Raw genomic sequence first — 15,118 nt, forward strand, 5'->3', positions numbered from 1 at the left:
AGGTAATTCAGCAGATCTAATTATCTTTCCTGCTCGTTACTTTAGTGAATTATTAGCGCGATCGCAACATAACCGCATAATCATCCGTAAAGGTAAAAAAATTAATTTAGATTTGCCTGATTATCGTGAACTCGATGATTTAATCGCTAGAAATTAAAAGTCTGATTTAGTTATGCTTATTTTCCTTTTATTTCGCCTTGCCATACTGAGGATACTTTAATTCCAGGAAACGGTTCTTGCATTGGTTGTAACTGCCAATTGGCAGAAGCTATTTTCTCTATTGGTTGGCGATCGCTCATAAGTTTAATCGGGATTTGTAAAACGTTTTCGGTTTGTACCAAAATCTTAAAATCTCACCTTTTATTTGTAAAGATAGAATAAATGTGATTTCAATTCAATTTTACTGATAATAAAATTGATCAATGGAATTTAGACATCTGCAAACATTTCAAACAATCATTGATACAGGAAGTTTTTCTAATGCAGCAGAAAGGCTTCAATACGCTCAATCAACTATCACGCTTCATATTCAACAGCTAGAAACAGAATTGGGAGTCAAAGTCTTTACTCGTCGTGGTAAAAAAGTTCAGCTAACCAAAGCAGGAGAAGCACTGAGTACTCATGCCAGTTTTTTGTTGCATCGCGCCGAAATATTGCAGCGAGAGATGACCGAGCTAGTTTTAGGAGAAACAGGTCATTTACGGATTGGTGCGATCGAACCTGTTGCTAGTTTGAAGCTGCCCCAATTACTAGCCTCGTTCTGTCAGAAATATCCTAATATACGTCTTACTTTAGAAACGGGTATAACCAAAGTCATCAGCCAAAGAGTCGTAGAAGGAAAACTCGATTTAGCTATTTGTTCGCCACCAGATGTAAATTTAGGTCTTAGTTTCAAACGGCTTTTCTATGATTCAATGGCGTTGTTAATTCCAAGCAAACACTATCTAAGTGATAAAGCGATTGTAGAAGTGATCGATTTAGAGAAAGAACGCTTACTGGTTACGGAAACTAACTGTCCCTATCGACATATGTTTGAAACGGAAGTTTTTGCCCGTGGTGTTAATCCAGATTTGGGTATAGAGATTATGAGCCTTAAGGTTTTGCAGAGTATGGTGAAATCGGGTCTGGGGATAGGCGTGATGCCCATCGGCGTAATTACTCCACCGCCTGAAAATACTGTAGTGAGAAATATCAACCAGGTCGATTTAGAATTACCCGTAGGGATAGCAACTTCATTCGATGACAGAATACCTGGATTGGCTTTTGATGTACTCATTCGAGCTTTAATAGCAGGTTTGGAAAACTAATAACTGTACTTAATTAAATCCCCGATCTCATCATCAAGGTGGTCGCTCGTAAAGATGAATTTTGTCAATTCAGTGACGCATATTGCCGAGCAAATTATTCCCTAGAAGCTAAAAATCTAATTAAACTTATAAACCCCACACTCGCTGTACTCAATTTCAGTGGACGTAGCAAATTTTTAATAGCACACTAAGTGGGTACAGAAAATTGATGAAAATAAATGACAGATATTCTTCGAGCGATTACCACACTTGTTAATCATCCCATACCAAATTTGTTAGATTATTATCGGAGTAAAAGCCAAAACAGAATAAATGCAATAGGTGATGCTTTAGAAGAGTACATTAAAGATATTTTTGCCAAAATTATTAACTACAAAATGAGATGAATAATAAATATAAATAATGTAATGGAGATTATTTCTTTATTTTCAGGGTGTGGAGGATTAGATTTAGGCTTCTCCCAAGCAAAATTTAAGATTATCTGGGCAAATGAATATGACAAAACCATTTGGGACACTTATGAATTAAATCATCCTCAAACTGTTTTAGATCGCAGAAATATCCAAGATATAAACTCTTCAGAAATACCAGAGTGCTTAGGAATTATTGGTGGACCACCCTGTCAAAGTTGGAGTGAAGCAGGAGCAGGTCGAGGAATTAATGATTCTCGCGGACAACTATTTTATGACTATATTAGAATTGTTGCAGATAAACAGCCTCTTTTCTTTTTAGCTGAAAATGTTAGTGGTATTCTATCGCAAAGACACATAAAAGCCTTTACTAATATATTAAATCAATTTAGAAATATAGGATATGAAGTCTCTTATAAACTTTTAAATGCTAATGATTTTGGTGTTCCGCAAGATAGAAAAAGAGTAATTATTGTGGGATATCATCATAAATTAAAGGGAGTTTTTGAGTTTCCCTTATCCGTTAACTCAGGTTTAAAAATTAAAGATGCTATCTACGATTTAAGCTCAATAGAGCCAATTAAAACAAAAGATAAGCTAGTTAAAAATGGTGAATTAGTTCCTAATCATGAATATTTAGATACAAGCTTTTCTAGCATTTATATGTCAAGGAATAGAGTAAGAAGTTGGGATGAGCCATCTTTTACTATTCAAGCTGGAGGAAGACACGCACCCCTACATCCTCAAGCTAATAAAATGCTTTTTGTGGAAAAAGATAAAAGAGTCTTTGACCCTAATTCTGCCAAACCATATCGTAGATTATCTGTCAGAGAATGTGCCAGAATACAAACATTTCCTGATAATTTTAGATTCAAATATGACTATATAAATAATGGCTATAAAATGGTTGGAAATGCTGTGCCTGTTAATCTTGCATATGTTTTAGCCCAAAAAATCTTTATAGATATTCAAGAATATTTAACTCTAGGAAATTGTGATAATTTACACAAGAATTTACACAAGCTAGAATATGCCAAACAATTAACCTTGCTTAATTAAATTTTCGCTACGTAAACTCAATTTTTGGATGGGCTAATTCAAAACCTGCGCTTTTAATCTTTTGATTAGATAGTTTCATATTATAAGCACGACTGGAAGTCTGGGAACTATCCCAGGTAACAGCAGGAAGATCGTGAGCAGCAAATAATCTGCCAAGAAACTCTTTAGTGGTCATTAATTCATCGCTATTTAGATGATATATACCTTCTAGCTGTTTGTCTTTAGCAAAATCGATCGCCCCCACAATATCTTCTAAATGAACCCAGTTAGTATAACTTTCTCCCGATCCTGGGCGAGTTGTCCCAGCAACTCTTTTAAAGATCTTGATTAACTCTCTGTCTGGACCATATATACCTGTTAAGCGCAAAATACAGGTTGTTAAATCCGTTGCTGATGCGTTAAGTAACACCTGTTCTGTCTGAGCGAGAATTTCGCCAAATTCGTCTTTGGGTTTGACGGTAACAGTTTCATCGATCGTATCACCGCTGGTATGATTAATTAGCCCGTAGCTACTAGTATAAATAAGCTGCTTAACTCCAGAATTATTTTTAATTGCCTTTACCAAATTCTGGGCTGTTGCTAAATATGTCTGACGATAAATTTCAGGAGTACGCTGTTTTGAGCCAATACTCAACAAAATCACATCTTGGTTAGCTACTACCTGCTGCAAGCTTGATAAATCATCCCCTGTCAAAATAACTACTTTAGATGCGATCGCTTGTAATTCTTCTACTTTCTCCGTTGTAGTGGTAGTCACCGTGACTTCATTGCCTGCTGCGTGCCACAAGCGAGCCACCGCGCTACCTACATAGCCACAACCAATAATCGCCAACTTCATAATTTATAATTTACAATTTACTTTATAGCTGTATTTCTGTGCGGGGAAAGCAATGCTTTACCCTTTTCAACTAGCCTGATAACTGCGATCGATAATCCAGTCTTCTTGAGCAAATCGATATTCTGCCTTACTAATCACATTTTGCTCCAACAACCACCTCAACCTTTCTGTCTGTTGTTTTAAATCGTGATTGTAATTAATATAAAAATATTTTTCTCTTAAATATTTCTTCCGATAGATCCATAATTGCGCTAAAAACTGATCTAAAGCTTGACGATTTGGTTTGTCTCTTAAAAATATAACTTTTTGGCGATCGCTAGTTGCTAAAATAAGGTAGTTTTGTTGGCGATTCTGATATAGAATTATCGCTATAAAGGCAATAATTAGAGGAACAATACTATAAATAAATCCTTGGTTAATTATCAAACTTTGTAACAAGATACATGCCGAAAAAGTCAGCAGAGCAATAGCGACAAATAGCAGCTTTAAATTTTGCTGGCAACATATTTTGGTTTCTCCAGTAAGGCTTTCATAGCTTATATAATTTTCGTATTCACCTTCTCCACTTTTAAGATACAGCTTCAGTTTGTTTGATAATAAGTAAAAGCTTCTTTTTTCTAATAAAGTTTTTTGATGTAATTCCATAACTTCTCAATCACTGTTCCCCATTTTAAAATTTAGCAGTAGATGGCGTTGCCTAAGCAAATTTTATTTTTATTTAACTCTTATGCTTTTGATGACATTATAAAAATACATAAAATGAAACCCAATGTTTAAATTAATTGTTTAATCAACAATTGTTTGTTGATAATTATGAAAATTATTGCTTATTTATATAGCGATCCTCTACTGGAAAATGCTCCCGATCAAAACATCTGGGGTTTAGAAGTGGATCGCGTTTATCAAGACAGAGGAGAACATCAACAATTACAGCAGTTAATTACAGATTGTGCTGTAGAAACACCCAAATATCTACTAGTGCGTCGGCTTGAAGAATTGGGGGACAATCTTGAAATGATTTGCGATCGCCTTAATCAATTAGAGTCTTTGGGAGTGGAGATTATTGCTACAGAACAAGATTATAGTTCTTCCCAATGGAGTTTTGATCCTCAACAATCAAAGCTGAACTTAAGTAATTTACTACAAGAAATACAGACCAATAAGCAGCGTAGTCGCCTTGAACAAGGTCATGCCCGTAATCGTTTGAAAATGCTGCCACCTCCTGGCAAAGCGCCTTATGGATATCGTCGGGGACAAGATCGTTATCTGGTGGATAAAAGTACCGCTCCCGTAGTCAAGGATTTTTTTGAACGGTTTATTTTATTTGGCTCATTGCGGGGTGCAGTTCGGTATTTAGAAAAGCGCTACGGCAAAAAGATTTCGCCCACAACGGGACGCAATTGGCTGATTAATCCTGTATATCGAGGCAGTTTACAATATAAAGATAAGTCAATAATTTCCCATACCCACACGGCAATTATTAACTCAGAAGAAGCAGCACAAATAGATCGCCTGCTGCGTCGTAATCGCTCTCTACCCAGTCGTACTGCTAGCGCACCTCGATCTCTAGTCGGTTTAGTTGTCTGTCAGCATTGTCAGTTAGGGATGAATATTACTCGCGTGACGCAGCGTCAGCAAAAAACTGAATATTTATATCTGCGTTGTCCTCAATGTCCAAGACAACCTAGGTGTAAAGCGATCGCCTATGAACAAGTTTTAGCTCAAACCATTAGCAAAATTTGCCGAGAACTACCCTTGGCAGTTGCTCAGTTAAAACTTCCTCCTGAGTCTGCTATCAAGAATTTTCATCAACAAAAAATTTCTGAGAAACAAGCCATACTCCAGCAATTACCACAGTTAGAAGAGCAGGGTATCTTAGACCAAGAAACTGTTGCTTTGCGTACCTACAAACTCCGTAGCGAAATTGCCCAGCTAGAAATCAATCTAGCCCAATTACCTCCAGGTAATTTAAAAGCGATCGCTCAAGCTGTTTCTCTACCACAATTCTGGCTAGACTTATCGGAAACAGAAAGGCGGTTTTATTTTCGTGAATTTATTCAGCAAATAGTAATTTTGCGTAGTCAACCTGAGTCTTGGAATATCCAGCTACAATTCGTTTTTTAAATTAACTATTTGACAAGATTTCTCATTAAATGTATCCTCAGAAGTTCGAGTGTATAACATAAATTTTCTTAAGATGAAATCAGTAAAATTATTTTTAGCGCTGGGATTAGTGACAACAGTTGGTCTATCTAGCAATACGGTAGATGCGGGAGAATATTCATCAGCGATCGCGCAGCGTGGGCAGAGCCCAATCGCCGAACAAGATCGCGCCAATACTGCAATCATGGCCCAAGGTGGAGAAGAAGGGGGAGAAGGCGGAACAGAGTTAAGCCCTGGAGAACAAGCAAACGCAGACTTTCAAGACAAAATGAGTGGAGCAGAATTATTAAGCGAACTGCAAAAAGGCGGTTACGTGATCTACTTCAGACACGCTCAAACCGAAAAAGATTACGCCGATCAGGTAACGGCAAATGTGAATGATTGCTCAACTCAAAGAGTGTTAAGTGAAGAAGGTGTGCAACAAGCACTAACAATTGGGGATGCTTTTGCTAGCACTGAAATTCCTGTTGGCAAAGTTACTACCAGCGACTACTGCCGTGCCTGGACTACCGCAGCCCTGGCATTTGGCGATTATGAAAAAAATCCTGCCTTAAACTTTCTGCCTTTTGAAGATTATACCGATCAGCAGGTCGAGCAAATGAAAGCTAACGTGACACCTCTACTTACTGCTGTACCTGAAGATGGCACTAACGACATTATTGTCGGTCACGATGATCTTTTTGAAGCAGCAACAGGTATTTATCCCGATCCTCAAGGAATGGCTTATGTATTAAAACCAGACGGTAATGGTGGATTTGAAGTTATGGCTAATCTGCTACCTGAAGAATGGGCGGAACTATAAAACAAGAGCCAAAAACTACAAAACTACAAAATTAAGAAGACAAATTAGCTCATGAATATAAAGTTAAATCGGCGCAGACTTTTAAAAGGAGTAGGTATAGTAAGTTTAGGAGCGGTAACTGTATCTCAGCTAAAACCTTCTGCCCAAGCTCAAAAGACTAATAAACCAAGATTATTAGCACAGGCAGACAAATATGCTGCTCAAGTAGATGCAGGATTAACCTATTTCCAAGAGCAAGCTACCAAACAATTACCCTTAGTAGAAGCATTAGAGGCAGCGATCGCTAGTGGAGACGTAGAGGCAGCTAAAACAGCTTATGTAGAATCACGTCCTCCCTATGAACAGATCGAGGTATTAGCACTCAATTTTGAAGCAACCGATACTGATATTGATGCCCGACCTTATGCTTTTGATAATGGAGAATTAGACACAGCTTTTAAAGGGTTTCATCGTATTGAAGCTTTAATTTATCGTGATGGTGATTTAAAAACTGCATTACCCCACGCTCAAGGGTTAGTTACCAGCATCAAAACTTTAATGACTGATTTAAAAGCCAGAGAAAACTTTGATTCTCCTTCTCATTTTGAAGGCATGATTGGTTTGGCAACCGAAATTCCTGCTAAGAAGATTTCTAGTGAAGAAGAAACTTGGTCAGATCAAAGTTTGTTAATTTTTCAGGAAAATTGGAAAGGTATCTATAGCCAGTTTGAGCCTTTTGCAGCGGTGCTAGAAAGTGTTGATCCTGGTGTTGTTGCCGAAGCCAAGGCAGCCTATGAAGCAGCGATCGCGACTGTTGCTCCTTATTTTACTCAAGGTCAGGTTGCAGCCCAACCCTATAGTAGTCTAAGTGCTACCCAAAGAGGCGAGATTATTAATGCTGCTTATCGTTTTCGCGATAGTTTAATCAATGCTCAAAATAAGTTGGGTATTGCTTGAAAAGTAAAATTATAATCATTATCATTAGAATTTGTGTGTGAGCATTATTATGACTAAGATTTCTTTGGGTAAAACTGTCCCAATTATTTTTCTTGCTTTAGTTGCTGGTTTATATATTTGTCCAGCCCAGGCTCAAACAAAATCCAGCCAACTACTTAATCAAGTAGAACAATATGGACAAGAAGGTCAAGACACTAATCAACTTGGGCAAGTAACTAACGTCAATCAGTTACGAGACGTTGCGCCCACAGACTGGGCTTATGAAGCATTGAGAAGCTTGGTTGATCGTTACGGCTGTATTGCTGGATTTCCTAATCAAACCTATCGCGGAAATCAATCCCTGACTCGTTACGAGTTTGCTGCGGGGTTGAACTCTTGCTTAAATCAAATTGAACGCTTAATTGCTTCTTCTCAAAGTTCTGTAAGCCAAGAAGATTTAGAAGCGATTGATAGACTAAACCAAGAATTTGAGGCAGAATTAGCCAGTCTCGGTGGCAGAGTTGACGAGCTTGAAAGCAGAACTGCGGTACTGGAAGATAGTCAGTTCTCCACTACCACTAAACTAGAAGGAGAGGCTATCTTTGGCGTTGCTAGTGTACTTAGCGGTTCTAACGCAGAATTAAACCCAGATGATAACGGCGATCTCGATCAAGTACCTATTTTGGGCTATCGTACTCGTCTGGAGTTAAACACTAGTTTTACAGGGGAAGATTTACTGTTTACTCGTTTATCTACAGGTAATTTTCCTGAATTTGCCGAAACTACAGGGACAATTCAGGGAGAACTTGCCTTTGCTCAACCCGATGATAATAATTTAGCTTTAGAAGTCTTGTTTTACGATCGCCCGATTGGGGAAAATACTAATGTGCTGATTGGTGCAGCAGGACTAGCCGCGGATGATATTGCCAATACCCTGAGTGTATTAGACGGGGATGGCGGATCGGGAGCAATTTCGGCTTTTGGTACTCGTAGTCCAATTTATTCTCCTCCAGGAGAGACGGGTTTAGGTATAATTCATCGCTTTGGTGAAAAACTAGAATTTAGTGCGGGATATTTAGCAGGAGAAGCCAGCGATCCTAATCAAGGCGCGGGCTTATTTAATGGTTCTTATAGTGCGCTGGGACAGTTAACTATTACTCCCTTTGAAAAGCTAGGTATTGCTCTGACTTATGTTAATGGTTATAACCAAAGTGACACTGGTGTTGGGAGTGATTTAGCTAATATCAAATCCCTTACCGCGGCAGGAGAAGACGCCGATCCTTTAGTTCCTGGAGTGTTTGAGGGTGGCGTACCAACATCAAGTAATTCCTATGGCGCGCAGTTTTCTTTTGCCTTAAGCGATCGCCTGGTGATTGGTGGCTGGGGAGGCTTGAGTAAGGTGAGAACCTTAGACGCTGTTAGCGTCGATGGACAGACGGTGGAACGTGGATCGCAAGATATTTGGAATTGGGCAGCTACTCTGGCTTTTCCTGATTTGGGTAAAGAAGGCAGTCTAGGGGGAATCATCGTCGGTATGGAACCTTGGGTGAGCAGTTCTAGTATTGATACACCAGGGTTTGGCGAAGATGAAGAGAAATCTTTGCACGCCGAGGCTTTTTATCAATATCAGCTTAACGATAATATTGCCATCACTCCTGGGGTGATCTATGTCAACAAACCAGATAATAATGATGACAACGATGATTTATTTATTGGTGCATTGCGAACCACTTTTAGCTTTTAGGTAGAGCTATCAGCCCGATAGATACGCGTCGTCGATCATAAATCACTTGTCTGGTTGATAATTATGCGACGTTATTTCAAAGTTCTCAGGTTGTTTTGGTCTACGGCGATCGCCACTGAATTAGAGTATCGACTCAATTTTGCGATCGCTACTGTTACCAGTATTGCTAATTTAGTAGGAAGTCTGTTTGGATTATTTTTGTTTTATCGTACTGGCTATACTTTCCAGGGTTGGAGTTGGCAGGAAGCGACGATAGTTTTGGGTTTGTTTACTCTCTTACAAGGCTTCTCTGCTACTTTTCTTGTACCTAATTTAAATAGTATTGTTAAACAGGTTGAACAGGGAACTCTCGACTTTGTGTTGCTCAAACCGATTAGCAGTCAGTTTTGGCTATCTACTAAGACTATCTCTCCTTGGGGCTTACCTGATTTACTGTTTGGTAGCATCCTCATAGTTTATGCTGGCAATAAATTGGGTTTAACCTGGTATGACTATTTGGCGAGCTTAATTCCCTTGGGTTTTGGCGTGGTTATTCTTTATAGTCTGTGGTTTATTTTAGGCGCAACTAGTATTTGGTTTGTCAAGGTTTACAACGTCACTGAAGTGTTGCGAGGTTTATTAGAAGCGGGGCGGTATCCGATGGTAGCCTATCCTGCTATTTATCGCTTCTTCTTTACTTTTATTGTCCCTGTAGCTTTTTTAACTACTGTTCCTGCTCAAGCAATGCTCAATCGTAATGAACTTAGCTGGAGTATGGGTGCAGCTATTTTGGCGGTTGTTTTATTTATTTTCTCAGTTTGTTTCTGGCAGTATGCACTACGTTTTTACACCAGCGCTTCTAGTTAGACTTATAGCAAGTACTCAAGCTAGGACATTTACTACCCACTACCTACGAACAGTTAACTAAACTTGTCCTAATCTAACTTTGTACGGCTATATCTAATGAATTGGTAGGCGCTGAAGATTTGTGTTGCTACCAATTACGACCATCACTAATCCTTTTTTGAGCATTTGTCCTGGACTGGGATTAGTGATAAATTTTTCACCATCGCCAATCGCCAAAACATTTACTCCATAACGTTTTCGCAAATCTAGCTGGGCTAAAGTTTGACCATGAAATTCGTTAGGGGTTAAAATTTCCACGATGCTATTTTCCGTATCTAACTGAAACCGTTCTAAAAGTCCAGGTTGAGTTAGGGTGCTAGCTAAGGCGCAACCAGCCTCATTTTCGGGAAAAACTACTCGATCTGCGCCTACTCTCCGTAGTACTTTGCCATGGATTTCCGAAGATGCTTTGGCAACTACGTACTCGACTCCAGCTTCTTTGACATTAAGAGTGGTAATAATGCTCTCTTGAAGATAGTTACCGATCGCTACAATTACAGTATCCATTTCAAAAATCCCTGCTTCTTTGAGGGATTCAGGTTCAGTTGAATCTAGCTGAATTGCATGGGAGGCAATTTTCTGGGCTAACACCTGAGAGACTAATTTTTCATCGATATCTGTACCGAGAACTTCATAACCCATCTTATGTAAGGAAGTACAGACTGCCCTACCAAAACGTCCTAAACCAATTACAGCAAACTGACGGCTATGGGTGCGGGCATTTGTTAAAAAATTGAGAGATTTCAAGGACTCTTACCTGAATAATTCTGAACTATTGGCATTTTAATCGATTAAATGCTCCTTGAGATCGAGAGGACTAGGTTTATTTTTTAGTATCTATTTTTTCATTTTTGATTCTTACAATACATCTAGACGTTTGAGGCAATCTCCCCGATCTAGATAAAATATAAATTAACCTTATTTCGATGGAATTTCTACTCACCAAAGCTTAATGACTGAAGCCACCTCTATTCGTCAGCCCAAACCTATTAGCAAAACGGCTAGCTTGTTCTATCAAGTTGCCATGTCTCAACCTGCATCTCATCTGTTTGAAGTTACCCTCCAAATTAGTGATTGGCGATCGCCAATCCTGGATTTAAAGATGCCAGTCTGGACACCTGGTTCTTATTTAGTTAGAGAATATGCTAGACATCTACAAGACTTTTCGGCGAAATCTGGCGAAGAAGAATTAACTAGTCGCAAGCTGAGTAAAAATCATTGGCAGATAACAACTAATAATTCCACCGAAATTAAAGTCAGCTATCGTACCTATGCTAACGATTTAACGGTACGTACTAATCATTTAGACGCTACCCACGGATATTTTAATGGTGCTGCGCTGTTTTTCTTTGTTCCAGGATTAGAACAACAACCCATTAAAGTCAAAATTATCCCACCTCAAGCTGATTGGCATATTAGTACTACTTTAGTTAAGGTAGACAATGAGGATCATACTTTTCTTGCTCCCGACTTTGATACTTTAGTTGATACCCCAGTAGAGATCGGCACACAGCAGGTATATAATTTTGAGGTGTTGGGTAAACCTCATTCATTAGCAATCTGGAGTCAAGGTAACGCTAATCCCGAACAGATTATTGCTGATACCACCAAAGTGATTAAGGCAGAAGCCGAGATGTTTGGAGGTTTGCCTTATGAACAGTATTTATTCCTGCTACACCTTTCAGGTAGTGGCTATGGTGGTTTAGAACATAAAGACTGCTGCACTTTAAATTATCCCCGATTTGGATTTCGCGATCGCGAAAAATACGAACGGTTTATGCAGCTAGTGGCACACGAATTCTTCCACCTCTGGAACGTTAAACGCGTTCGTCCCCAAGCTTTAGCAACTTTTAACTACGAAGCCGAAAGCTATACTACATCCCTCTGGTTTTGTGAGGGAACAACTAGTTACTACGATGCGATCATTCCTGTGAGAGCGGGGATTTATGACCCTAAAACCTGTCTCAAAAACTTAAGTAAGGACATTAGTAAATATTTCAACACTATTGGGCGTAATGTACAGCCTCTGGGGGAATCAAGCTACGATGCTTGGATCAAACTCTATCGCCGTGATGCCTATAGTGATAACAATCAGATTTCCTATTATCTTAAAGGAGAGCTGGTTTCATTGCTGCTCGATCTATTGATTCGAGCCAAATATCAGAATAAGCGATCGCTTGACGACGTCATGCGTTTGATGTGGTCGCGTTTTGGACAAGAAGAAATCGGCTTTAGTGAAACTCAACTGAGAGAAACTATTGCGGAGGTGGCAGCCGAAAACCTAGATGATTTCTTCACTCGCTACATTGAAACTACTGAAGAATTGCCTTTTGATGACTACCTTAACCCCTTTGGCTTATACTTAAAAACTGTCAGTGAATCCGATGCCCCTTATCTGGGAATCAGGGTACAGTCCGACAGTAATCGGGAAGTGATCGAGTATGTTGCTGCTGGCTCTCCCGCAGCATTAGGGGGAATTGATGCCAAAGATCAGCTTTTAGCAATTGATGGGATCAAGGTCGATGCTAAGTCTCTTGACGAAAGATTAAAAGACTATCAAGCAGAGGATAAAATCGAAGTTACTGTGTTTCACAATGATGAATTGAAAACTCTTGCTTTGACTTTAGCTCACCCCCAAACTAATCGTTATGAGTTGGCGATTTTAGATAATTTATCCCAGTCACAGCAGCAAAATCTTTTAGGATGGCTAGGGAAAGGAACAATGAACAATGAACAATGAACAATGAACAATGAACAATGAACAATCAGTAATTAAATATGCATAATTTTTTAGCAACAGCCTACTTTCAAAACAAATTTGTTCCTTTTGAAGAAGCTAATATTTCTATTGCTACTCATGCTCTCCACTATGGTACGGGTGCTTTTGGGGGAATGAGAGGTATTCCTAATCCAGATAATGCCGAGCAAATATTATTATTTAGACTGGAGCGCCACTGTAGTCGCTTGAGTGATAGCGCCAAGCTGCTAAATTATGATCTACCTGGAGCCAAAATTCAGCAAATAATTGTCGATTTTGTCCAAAAAAATAAGCCCACTAAACCTTTTTATATTCGTCCTTTTGTTTATACCTCTGACTTGGGTATTGCTCCACGACTACATAAAATCGAAAAAGATTTCTTTGTTTATGGATTAGAACTAGGGGATTATTTACCTCCTGATGGCATTAGCTGTCGCATTAGTTCTTGGTATCGTCAGGAAGATCGGAGTTTACCTCTACGGGGTAAGATAAGCGGCGCATATATTACTTCTTCCTTGGCTAAAACCGAAGCAGTAGAATCTGGTTTTGATGAGGCAATTTTGATGAATTCTCAGGGTAAAATTTGCGAAGCATCAGGAATGAATATTTTTATGGTGAGAAATAATAAGTTAATCACGCCTGGGTTTAATCAAGATATTTTGGAAGGGATTACTAGAGATAGTGTGCTGACTATTGCCAAGGATATGGGGATTGAAGTCGAAGAAAGAGCCATTGATAAAACCGAATTACTAATTGCTGATGAAGTATTTTTAAGCGGTACAGCAGCAAAAGTAACCCCTGTAAAACAAATTGAAAGCTATCATTTGTCTACCAAGCGACCAATTACTGAAAAAATAAAAGCTAAATTGACTTCAATTACTAAAAATCAAGAGCCAAAATATCAAGATTGGATTTACGTAGTAGATTGTTAGGCAGATTAATTATAGCCATTGGTAGATTTATACTTAAATAATATATAGCAATCCTAAATGAAATGAGAAATTTCTACTACCTATTTGCGAAGCTACATGCGGCAAAGTGCCTTTGTCCTTTAGGACTACCTACTACCTACTACCTACTACCTACTACCTACTACCTAAAAACCAATCAATGTAGTTTCATGAATCAAATAGGACTGCTATATGGCTCAAGTTGTAGTTGGAGTAATGGGCGCGGGAGATTTAGCAACTCACGAAGATACTGAACTGGCTTATCAGCTAGGTAAATCAATTGCAGAAAATGGCTGGATTTTGCTTACAGGAGGTAGAAAAGTAGGAGTCATGGAAGCAGCCAGCCAAGGTGCAAAAGCAAGTGGTGGAATCGTAATCGGTATTTTGCCTGGCAATAATAAACTAGAAATGTCTGATGCAGTCGATATTGCCATCGTTACTGATTTGGGCAATGGACGCAATAATATTAATGTCTTGTCTTGTGATCTTGTGATTGCCTGTGGTATGGGTTTGGGGACAGCTTCAGAAGTTGCTTTGGCGTTGAAAAATAATCGACCTGTAATTTTGCTTCATCAACAAGAAGTAACCTCTCAATTTTTTAGTCATTTGGCTTCAGAACAAGTTTTTTCGGCAGCAAATGTAGAACAAGCGATCGCTCTAAGCCAAGAAATTTTGCTCCCTTAGATGAACGCAGTCAGTTCCAGTCAAGATCATTAAACTCTTGTATAGTACTGATTTGAGCGAAAAAAAACTTGACTTTAATGCTATCTTAGGTTATCTGAAGGGAATTCTAAATTCAAAGCCAGTGTTGTCATGATCAATATTCTCATAGCTGACGATCAAAATTTTGTCCGTAAAACTTTAGAGTCATATCTCGAACCAGAATCAGATCTTCAGATCGTTGGTTTTGCCAAAAATGGTGAAGTAGCAGTCCATAAGGTAGCCCAACTAAAGCCAGATATAGTGTTGATGGATATTGAGATGCCAGTCATGGATGGTTTTACCGCTACTGAAACTATTGCTCAAAAATATGCCGATACTAAAGTTTTAATGCTTAGTATTCACAATCAAAAGCAGGATGTTGCTCGTGCTTTGAAGCTAGGTGCAAAAGGCTATTGGCTCAAAAACACAACCGCTAAAGAATTAGCTAATGCTATTCGCTATGTCCACAAGGGATATTTTCAACTGGCTTTAGAATTAGTGGACAAACATTTTGCTAAGACTGCATCATCTGATTCGTTACCAAAGCAAGACCAGGAGTTGAGCCATAAGCTAAATATGGTAGAT

Annotated in this window: 16 protein-coding genes and 1 pseudogene; 13 read left to right on the forward strand and 4 right to left on the reverse strand. The window is 38.8% G+C overall.

All coding sequences use genetic code 11. The annotated features are described in order from the left end of the window. Window positions 1–157, forward strand: a pseudogene (locus C7B62_RS27235) (cytosine deaminase); the annotation flags it as partial. 19 nt (window positions 158–176) lie between these two features. On the opposite strand, the gene C7B62_RS25845 reads toward C7B62_RS27235, so the two are convergent. Continuing rightward, the gene (locus C7B62_RS25845) at window positions 177–341 is read right to left on the reverse strand and encodes a hypothetical protein (protein WP_158260716.1); all 165 of its coding nucleotides are present in this window, start codon (window positions 339–341) and stop codon (window positions 177–179) included. An 81-nt stretch (window positions 342–422) separates the two neighbouring features. On the opposite strand from C7B62_RS25845, the gene C7B62_RS19860 reads away from it, so the two are divergent. The 3 genes from C7B62_RS19860 to C7B62_RS19870 all read left to right on the forward strand — a co-directional run bounded on the left by C7B62_RS19860 (window position 423) and on the right by C7B62_RS19870 (window position 2,776). Continuing rightward, entirely contained in the window at window positions 423–1,307 is an 885-nt protein-coding gene (locus tag C7B62_RS19860; protein ID WP_106241210.1) for a LysR family transcriptional regulator, read from the forward strand. 218 nt (window positions 1,308–1,525) lie between these two features. Beyond that, the gene (locus C7B62_RS27240) at window positions 1,526–1,693 is read left to right on the forward strand and encodes an NgoPII family restriction endonuclease (protein WP_106241214.1); all 168 of its coding nucleotides are present in this window, start codon (window positions 1,526–1,528) and stop codon (window positions 1,691–1,693) included. A 21-nt stretch (window positions 1,694–1,714) separates the two neighbouring features. Continuing rightward, entirely contained in the window at window positions 1,715–2,776 is a 1,062-nt protein-coding gene (locus C7B62_RS19870) for a DNA cytosine methyltransferase (protein WP_106241217.1), read from the forward strand. Between the two features lie 7 nt (window positions 2,777–2,783). Here the strand turns inward: C7B62_RS19870 and C7B62_RS19875 are convergent, their stop codons facing one another. Together C7B62_RS19875 and C7B62_RS19880 are read right to left on the reverse strand one after the other, a co-directional pair. Continuing rightward, window positions 2,784–3,614, reverse strand: coding sequence for an NAD-dependent epimerase/dehydratase family protein (locus tag C7B62_RS19875; RefSeq protein WP_106241220.1), 831 nt, complete (start codon window positions 3,612–3,614; stop codon window positions 2,784–2,786). A gap of 66 nt (window positions 3,615–3,680) precedes the next feature. Continuing rightward, window positions 3,681–4,259: a hypothetical protein gene (locus C7B62_RS19880; protein ID WP_106241224.1), complete on the reverse strand. Its 579-nt coding sequence runs from the start codon at window positions 4,257–4,259 to the stop codon at window positions 3,681–3,683. Window positions 4,260–4,427: 168 nt separating this feature from the next. Here C7B62_RS19880 and C7B62_RS19885 point away from each other — a divergent pair, with 168 nt between their 5' ends. The 5 genes from C7B62_RS19885 (at window position 4,428) to C7B62_RS19905 (ending at window position 10,084) form a co-directional block, all read left to right on the forward strand. After that, window positions 4,428–5,738, forward strand: coding sequence for a recombinase family protein (locus C7B62_RS19885; protein WP_106241227.1), 1,311 nt, complete (start codon window positions 4,428–4,430; stop codon window positions 5,736–5,738). Between the two features lie 73 nt (window positions 5,739–5,811). Beyond that, window positions 5,812–6,579 (forward strand): histidine phosphatase family protein, encoded by a 768-nt coding sequence (locus C7B62_RS19890; protein ID WP_106241231.1) that lies wholly within the window; start codon window positions 5,812–5,814, stop codon window positions 6,577–6,579. 51 nt (window positions 6,580–6,630) lie between these two features. After that, the gene (locus C7B62_RS19895; RefSeq protein WP_106241234.1) at window positions 6,631–7,515 is read left to right on the forward strand and encodes an EfeM/EfeO family lipoprotein; all 885 of its coding nucleotides are present in this window, start codon (window positions 6,631–6,633) and stop codon (window positions 7,513–7,515) included. Between the two features lie 49 nt (window positions 7,516–7,564). Next, window positions 7,565–9,238: an iron uptake porin gene (locus C7B62_RS19900; RefSeq protein ID WP_106241237.1), complete on the forward strand. Its 1,674-nt coding sequence runs from the start codon at window positions 7,565–7,567 to the stop codon at window positions 9,236–9,238. A 63-nt stretch (window positions 9,239–9,301) separates the two neighbouring features. After that, window positions 9,302–10,084, forward strand: a complete 783-nt coding sequence (locus C7B62_RS19905; RefSeq protein WP_106241239.1) for an ABC transporter permease — start codon at window positions 9,302–9,304, stop codon at window positions 10,082–10,084. 93 nt (window positions 10,085–10,177) lie between these two features. On the opposite strand, the gene C7B62_RS19910 is transcribed toward C7B62_RS19905, so the two are convergent. Then, window positions 10,178–10,870, reverse strand: a complete 693-nt coding sequence (locus tag C7B62_RS19910; RefSeq protein ID WP_106241242.1) for a TrkA family potassium uptake protein — start codon at window positions 10,868–10,870, stop codon at window positions 10,178–10,180. 205 nt (window positions 10,871–11,075) lie between these two features. Between C7B62_RS19910 and C7B62_RS19915 the strand changes: the two genes are divergently transcribed. The 4 genes from C7B62_RS19915 to C7B62_RS19930 all read left to right on the forward strand — a co-directional run. Continuing rightward, window positions 11,076–12,863 carry a M61 family metallopeptidase gene (locus C7B62_RS19915; protein ID WP_106241245.1) on the forward strand — a complete coding sequence of 596 codons (1,788 nt, stop codon included), beginning with the start codon at window positions 11,076–11,078 and terminating at the stop codon, window positions 12,861–12,863. A 38-nt stretch (window positions 12,864–12,901) separates the two neighbouring features. Continuing rightward, window positions 12,902–13,813 carry a branched-chain amino acid transaminase gene (locus C7B62_RS19920; RefSeq protein WP_106241249.1) on the forward strand — a complete coding sequence of 304 codons (912 nt, stop codon included), beginning with the start codon at window positions 12,902–12,904 and terminating at the stop codon, window positions 13,811–13,813. Window positions 13,814–14,023: 210 nt separating this feature from the next. Further along, window positions 14,024–14,515 carry a TIGR00725 family protein gene (locus C7B62_RS19925; protein ID WP_106241252.1) on the forward strand — a complete coding sequence of 164 codons (492 nt, stop codon included), beginning with the start codon at window positions 14,024–14,026 and terminating at the stop codon, window positions 14,513–14,515. A gap of 129 nt (window positions 14,516–14,644) precedes the next feature. After that, window positions 14,645–15,118 (forward strand): response regulator transcription factor (locus tag C7B62_RS19930; RefSeq protein ID WP_146132148.1); only part of this gene is annotated, 474 nt, incomplete at its 3' end.

The organism is Pleurocapsa sp. CCALA 161 (assembly GCF_003003995.1).
GTDB lineage: Bacteria > Cyanobacteriota > Cyanobacteriia > Cyanobacteriales > Xenococcaceae > Waterburya.

What these genes read in the sequence shown, in the direction of transcription:
- C7B62_RS19895 (WP_106241234.1), top strand. Translation starts at nt 6,631, where the DNA reads ATGAATATAAAGTTAAATCGGCGCAGACTTTTAAAAGGAGTAGGTATA.
- C7B62_RS19880 (WP_106241224.1), bottom strand. Translation starts at nt 4,259, where the DNA reads ATGGAATTACATCAAAAAACTTTATTAGAAAAAAGAAGCTTTTACTTA.
- C7B62_RS19925 (WP_106241252.1), top strand. Translation starts at nt 14,024, where the DNA reads ATGGCTCAAGTTGTAGTTGGAGTAATGGGCGCGGGAGATTTAGCAACT.
- C7B62_RS19860 (WP_106241210.1), top strand. Translation starts at nt 423, where the DNA reads ATGGAATTTAGACATCTGCAAACATTTCAAACAATCATTGATACAGGA.
- C7B62_RS19890 (WP_106241231.1), top strand. Translation starts at nt 5,812, where the DNA reads ATGAAATCAGTAAAATTATTTTTAGCGCTGGGATTAGTGACAACAGTT.
- C7B62_RS19920 (WP_106241249.1), top strand. Translation starts at nt 12,902, where the DNA reads ATGCATAATTTTTTAGCAACAGCCTACTTTCAAAACAAATTTGTTCCT.
- C7B62_RS19915 (WP_106241245.1), top strand. Translation starts at nt 11,076, where the DNA reads ATGACTGAAGCCACCTCTATTCGTCAGCCCAAACCTATTAGCAAAACG.
- C7B62_RS19905 (WP_106241239.1), top strand. Translation starts at nt 9,302, where the DNA reads ATGCGACGTTATTTCAAAGTTCTCAGGTTGTTTTGGTCTACGGCGATC.
- C7B62_RS19900 (WP_106241237.1), top strand. Translation starts at nt 7,565, where the DNA reads ATGACTAAGATTTCTTTGGGTAAAACTGTCCCAATTATTTTTCTTGCT.
- C7B62_RS19870 (WP_106241217.1), top strand. Translation starts at nt 1,715, where the DNA reads ATGGAGATTATTTCTTTATTTTCAGGGTGTGGAGGATTAGATTTAGGC.
- C7B62_RS27240 (WP_106241214.1), top strand. Translation starts at nt 1,526, where the DNA reads ATGACAGATATTCTTCGAGCGATTACCACACTTGTTAATCATCCCATA.
- C7B62_RS19885 (WP_106241227.1), top strand. Translation starts at nt 4,428, where the DNA reads ATGAAAATTATTGCTTATTTATATAGCGATCCTCTACTGGAAAATGCT.
- C7B62_RS19875 (WP_106241220.1), bottom strand. Translation starts at nt 3,614, where the DNA reads ATGAAGTTGGCGATTATTGGTTGTGGCTATGTAGGTAGCGCGGTGGCT.